Origin of the sequence: Methylobacterium sp. BTF04 (genome assembly GCF_010692745.1) — a bacterium.
Lineage (GTDB): Bacteria > Pseudomonadota > Alphaproteobacteria > Rhizobiales > Beijerinckiaceae > Methylobacterium.
Genome location: NZ_JAAHTB010000135.1, coordinates 1 through 2,722 on the forward strand (window position 1 = coordinate 1; position 2,722 = coordinate 2,722).

A 2,722-nucleotide genomic window follows, 5' to 3' on the forward strand; every position below is an offset into this window, starting at 1 on the left:
CCTCGCGCGTCACCACGCATCGATCCCGCACCGGTCCGCGCCGCCGCCGTTTGCCTGGATCGGCCTGCGCCCGCTCGCTCGCGGCTTCCATCCCGGACGGGGTCGGACGCGTCGGTGGCCGTGGTGGCAGGCCCTTCAGGCGCGCGACCTCGTCGCGCAGCGCCCGGTTCTCATCCGTCAACCCACGGACCTGAGCGATCAAGCCGACGACAAGCCCGCGAAGCTCGCTCAGCGAAAGGGCATCCAGGCCATCGGGATCCGGCAGCGCCATGCCGCGTGTTGAATCACGCCCGAGCCAAACCGCAAAACGCCACCGCCCGGCAATCTGCCACGGTTACGGCGAGCTTAGCGTAAGGCATTGATGTGGCTTAGGGATTGGGTGCTGACGCCAAGCCTTCAGACTAGATCGAGCCCGCCACGCCCGCCATGTCCGATCCTACGTATCTGCCGTTCGCGTTTCCATCCGTTCGGGGCAAGACGCTCACAGCCGCCTTCGATGACGGACGCTTGACCTCGGACGGTGGCGTCATGCTGCTCGCCCAGGCCGCCCGGCGATTGGGTATCGCCGAGAAGCTTGCTGCGGTGATCCCGGATCGACGCGATCCGAGCCGGGTCGTGCACCTCGCACACCACCGTCCAGAGCCGGCCCGTGCGGGTCTTACCCTTGGCCAGGACCGGCACCGGCGTATCGTCGAGATGGAGGCGGTTCGCTCCCCGGACATGGGCCTCGATCCGGGAGACCAGAGGCGACAGGGCGGTGGTGACGGCCCCGACCCAGTCGGCCAGCGTCGAGACGTCGATCGGCACGCCTTCATGGGCGAAGCGCTGGCTCTGACGATGCAGCGGTAGGTGCAGGCCGAACTTGGCCATCATCACCTCGGCCAGGAGGTTCGGGCCGGCTCGGCCCCGCGGGATCGGGTGGAAGGGAGCCGGGGTCTGCGCGATGGTTTCGCAGTCGCTGCAGGAGAAGCGCTCGCGCACGTGCTGGATCACCACCCAGCGCGCCGGGATCCGCTCCAGGGTCTCGGTGACGTCCTCGCCGAGGTGGCGTAGGCGTGCCCCGCCGCAACAGGCGCAGGTCGTCGGGCCGGGATGGACGACGCGCTCGCGCGGCAGGTGCTTGGGGAGAGGTCGACGAGCGGGCTTGCGCCGCGAGGAAGCTACACCGGGGAGCGAATCGGGCTCGGCAGCCGCCTGCGCGTCCGTCTCGGCCAGCGTCTCCTCCAGATCCTCCAGAACGAATTCGAGCTGGTCGATCCGGGCGCTGCGTTCCGAGGAGGCCCCGAAGCGCTCCCGTCGCAGCCGGGCGACCTCCAGCTTCAGCCGTTCGACCGCGATCTCGGACACGAGCCGCGCCGCCCGCTCGGCCAGGATCATGGCGTGGGCGGCAGCGAGATCGGTGGGAAGCGGCGGGGGCTCGGACGCGTTCGGCACGTCCGAGAGAAGAGCATATTGCTCAGCCATTGTAACGCGTTATCCTCATCCGTCCGCACTCGGACGCCAGCTCTCCTGCGGCATCCGCCAGTCTATGCCCGAGAGAAGGTAGCCGAGCTGCGCCGTCGATATCGTCACGGCTCCGTCCGCCGCGGACGGCCACAGGAAACGGCTCCGGTCGAGCCGCTTGGTGTACAGGCACGCGCCCTGGCCATCGTGCCAGATCACCTTGATCAGGTCGCCGCGCCGGCACCGGAATACGAACAGGTGCCCGGAGTGGGGATCGCGCTTCAGCGTCTCCTGGACGATCATCCTCAAGCTGGAAAAGCCCTTGAGCATGTCGGTATGGCCGGTCGCCAGCCAGACCCGCACGTTGGCCGGCAGCGGGATCATCGGCCCTCCAGGGCGTCGAGCATCCGACGCAGAGCTCCGGCGTCGACGTCCCGGTCGACCGTGAGACGCCGACCGCCGCCGAGATCGATCTCGATGACGCCGCTCTTGCGACGAGGCCGGCGCGGCGGCGCTGGAGCACGCGGATCATCCGACTGCGCAGCGGGAATAGCAAGTGACGGCTCCGGGGCGATCGCGACGGGCACAAGGGGGGCCTGCGCGTCCCCGCCCAAACGGCCCTCCCGCGCCTGACGCCGCCAAGTGAACAGCAGGCCTTGAGCGATCCTGTGCTGGCGCGCCACCGAACACACCGACACGCCAGTCTCAAACGAGGCTTCGACGATCCGCGCCTTGTCGTCGAACGACCAGCGCCGCCGCCGTTCGGCATTCTCCAGGAGTTCTAGCCTCATCACCCCGACCCGCCGACCTTAACGCCAGCATTAAGGTCAGGCTTCAGCGCAGAGTGCGATGCCCTCGACCGCGGCCCTCACCGGAGGCGTACCAAGAAGCGACAGCCCGGACGGGTCGAGCGTCAGTTTCATCGATTTACAGCCCATCGGGCACTGTCGGCAGCGACGGGTTCGAAAGCGGCATTCGACGCCTCCTCGGTCATGGTGGGGATCAACGTCCAAAAGCCCGATCTGACTCCGTCAGCACTAGAAGTGTGGATGAACCTAGGTTCAACACTGTTTGACAGCGCGCGCAGGGCCGGTGCATCGAGACCCGATCGCAGCGGCACCGGAGCGGCCATCGCATCCTCCTCAGGCTTAAAGCCCGAGGACTGAATAACAGCTGGCGCCGCGCCGCTACCCAGCGTGAATCCTGCTCAGCGAAACTTGGTATTAGATGTTTGATCCCGGGGTTTGATGGTGCATTCTTCACGTCGGAGTGGAGGGAC

General features: G+C 67.3%; 2 protein-coding genes and 3 pseudogenes. 1 reads left to right on the plus strand and 4 read right to left on the minus strand.

Translation table 11 applies throughout. The features are described 5' to 3' along the window. Positions 1–271 (minus strand): annotated as a pseudogene (locus G3T14_RS23675) (transposase); the annotation flags it as partial. A 155-nt stretch (positions 272–426) separates the two neighbouring features. On the opposite strand from G3T14_RS23675, the pseudogene G3T14_RS23680 reads away from it, so the two are divergent. Further along, positions 427–621: pseudogene (locus G3T14_RS23680) on the plus strand (transposase); the annotation flags it as partial. Between the two features lie 15 nt (positions 622–636). Here G3T14_RS23680 and G3T14_RS25285 read toward each other — a convergent pair. The 3 genes and pseudogenes from G3T14_RS25285 to G3T14_RS23690 form a co-directional block, all read right to left on the minus strand. After that, positions 637–1,377 (minus strand): annotated as a pseudogene (locus tag G3T14_RS25285) (IS66 family transposase); the annotation flags it as partial. Positions 1,378–1,479: 102 nt separating this feature from the next. Continuing rightward, on the minus strand, positions 1,480–1,827 hold the full coding sequence (tnpB, locus tag G3T14_RS23685; RefSeq protein WP_163644936.1) for an IS66 family insertion sequence element accessory protein TnpB: 348 nt from the start codon (positions 1,825–1,827) through the stop codon (positions 1,480–1,482). Next, entirely contained in the window at positions 1,824–2,234 is a 411-nt protein-coding gene (locus G3T14_RS23690; RefSeq protein WP_163644937.1) for a transposase, read from the minus strand. Before G3T14_RS23690 ends, tnpB begins: the two co-directional genes overlap by 4 nt. Between the last annotated feature and the right edge of the window lie 488 nt (positions 2,235–2,722).

Bases quoted from the DNA above. Each gene is read 5' to 3' on its own strand.
- G3T14_RS23690 (WP_163644937.1), bottom strand. From the start codon at position 2,234: ATGAGGCTAGAACTCCTGGAGAATGCCGAACGGCGGCGGCGCTGGTCG.
- tnpB (WP_163644936.1), bottom strand. From the start codon at position 1,827: ATGATCCCGCTGCCGGCCAACGTGCGGGTCTGGCTGGCGACCGGCCAT.